The 2,270-nt window shown below is 68.7% G+C and carries 2 protein-coding genes; one reads left to right on the top strand and one right to left on the bottom strand.

What is annotated here, in order from left to right:
* Nucleotides 1-28 precede the first annotated feature (28 nt).
* Nucleotides 29-1,948: a molecular chaperone HtpG gene (htpG, locus tag AB0G02_RS35960; RefSeq protein ID WP_360803659.1), complete on the bottom strand. Its 1,920-nt coding sequence runs from the start codon at nucleotides 1,946-1,948 to the stop codon at nucleotides 29-31.
* Nucleotides 1,949-2,081: 133 nt separating this feature from the next.
* Between htpG and AB0G02_RS35955 the strand changes: the two genes are divergently transcribed.
* Nucleotides 2,082-2,270, top strand: a 189-nt coding sequence (locus tag AB0G02_RS35955; RefSeq protein ID WP_360803656.1) for a hypothetical protein, incomplete at its 3' end; no start/stop codon positions are given.

Genomic DNA, 2,270 nt, shown 5'->3' with positions numbered 1-2,270 from the left:
GGAGCCCGCCCGGACGTCTTTCACGCCCTCACAGGGCCCGCTCCAGGTGCTCGGACACGATCCGGACCAACCGGGACGGGTCGGGCAGGTCGCCACCCTCGGCCAGCAGCGCCATGCCGTGGATCAGCTCGGCCGACCCGGCCAGCGACGCGTCCTCCGCGCCGCGGTCGGTGAAGGCCCGGTGCAGGCCGGCGACGAGCGCGTGGTCGGGGTTGAGCTCCAGGATCCGCTTGACCGGCGGCAGCTCCTGGCCCATCGCCCGGTACATCTTCTCCAGGGTCGGGGTCAGGTCGTGGGCGTCACCGACGACGCACGCGGGCGACGTGGTCAGGCGCGAGGACAGCCGCACCTCCTTGACCTGGTCGGCCAGGGTGGTGGTCATCCAGCCCAGGAAGTCGGCGAAGTCCTTCTGCCGCTCCTCGGCCCGCGCCTTCTCCTCGTCGGTCTCCAGGTCGACCTGCCCCTTGGCGACCGACTGGAAGGTCTTGTCCTTGAACCCGGGCACCGCGTCGACCCACATCTCGTCGATCGGGTCGGTGAGGATCAGCACCTCGAAGCCCTTGGCCCGCAGCGCCTCCAGGTGCGGCGAGTTCTCCACGGTGGCCCGCGAGTCGCCGGTCATGTAGTAGACGTGCTGCTGGTCGTCCTTCATCCGCTCGACGTACTCGGCCAGCGTGGTCGGCTTCTCGGCGTCCGCCGTGGAGGCGAACGAGGCGATGTCGAGGATGGCCTCGCGGTTGTCCGGGTCCCCGATCAGGCCCTCCTTGACCGCCGCGCCGAACTCGCGCCAGAACGTCGCGTACGACTCCGGCTTGTCCGCCATCATGCCCTTGACGGTGGACAGCACCTTCTTGACCAGCCGACGGCGGACGAGCTGGATCTGGCGGTCGTGCTGGAGCAGCTCGCGCGACACGTTGAGCGACAGGTCCTGGGCGTCGACCACGCCCTTGACGAACCGGAGGTACTCTGGCATCAGCTCTTCGCAGTCGTCCATGATGAAGACGCGCTTGACGTAGAGCTGCACGCCGCGCTTGCGCTCGCGCATGAACAGGTCCAGCGGCGCCTGGGCCGGGATGAACAGCAGCGCCTGGTACTCGAACACCCCCTCGCCGTGCATGCGGATGGTGTCCAGCGGCTTGTTCCAGTCGTGGCTGACGTGCCGGTAGAACTCGGCGTACTCGTCCTCGGTGACCTCGGAGGCGGGCCGCGCCCACAGCGCCTTGCGCGAGTTGATCGTCTCGGGCTCGGCGCCCTCCTCCTTCGCCATCCTGATCGGCCAGGTGATGAAGTCGGCGTAGCGCTTGACGACCTCGGTGATCTTCGCGGTCGACGTGTAGTCCGCGAGGTGGTCCTCGGGGTCGGCCGGCTTCAGGTGGAGCGTGACGGCGGTGCCCTGCGGCGCGTCCGCGACGTCCTCGATCGTGTAGGTGCCCTCGCCGGCGGACTCCCACCGGATGCCCTCCGCGGAGCGCGGGTGCTTGGTCACGAGCGTGACCTTGTCCGCGACCATGAACGAGGAGTAGAAGCCGATGCCGAACTGCCCGATCAGGTCCTGCGAGGCGGCGGAGTCCTGCGACTCCTTCAGCTTCTGCAGGAACTCGGCGGTGCCGGACTTCGCGATCGTGCCGATGAGCCCGACCACGTCCTCGCGGGTCATGCCGATGCCGTTGTCGCGGATCGTCAGCGTGCGTGCCCCCCGGTCGACCTCGATCGCGACGTGGAGGTCCGACGTGTCCGCGACCAGCTCCTTGTCGCGGAACGTCTCCAGCCTGAGCTTGTCCAACGCGTCCGAGGCGTTCGACACCAGCTCGCGCAGGAACGTGTCCTTGTTCGAGTAGACCGAGTGGATCATCAGCCGCAAGAGCTGACGCGCCTCCGACTGGAACTCGAGCGTTTCCACGTTCGTCCGTCCTTCCTCTCCGACCTCGACTGCGCCGACGACCGACATCGCGTCGACCAGACATCGTATCGAGTCGCGGGTCGCGCGGGTGCCGCCCGGATGACCGTCATCGGGAAAACCGGTCGATCGGCCGTGTCGCGGGTCTCTATGGTTCTCGCGGAGTCCGGTGGTGGGAGGGGTCATGCGCACGCCGTACCCCCGCACGCCCCACCTGCCGTGGTCGCCCGGCGCGTCGGCGGACGACGTGCGGGTCGTGGACCTGGACGGGCTGCGGGCCCAGGCCTACTTCGGCGTGCAGGGCGTGCCGACCGACGAGCTGTCCCGCTTCAGCTTCGGCAGCCACGACACCCACGCGGAGAACCCCGTCTCC

Origin of the sequence: Actinosynnema sp. NPDC023658, from assembly GCF_040639995.1 — a bacterium.
Lineage (GTDB): Bacteria > Actinomycetota > Actinomycetes > Mycobacteriales > Pseudonocardiaceae > Actinosynnema.
This window is presented reverse-complemented; position numbering and strand designations above follow the sequence as displayed.

Bases quoted from the DNA above. Each gene is read 5' to 3' on its own strand.
- htpG (WP_360803659.1), bottom strand. From the start codon at position 1,948: ATGTCGGTCGTCGGCGCAGTCGAGGTCGGAGAGGAAGGACGGACGAAC.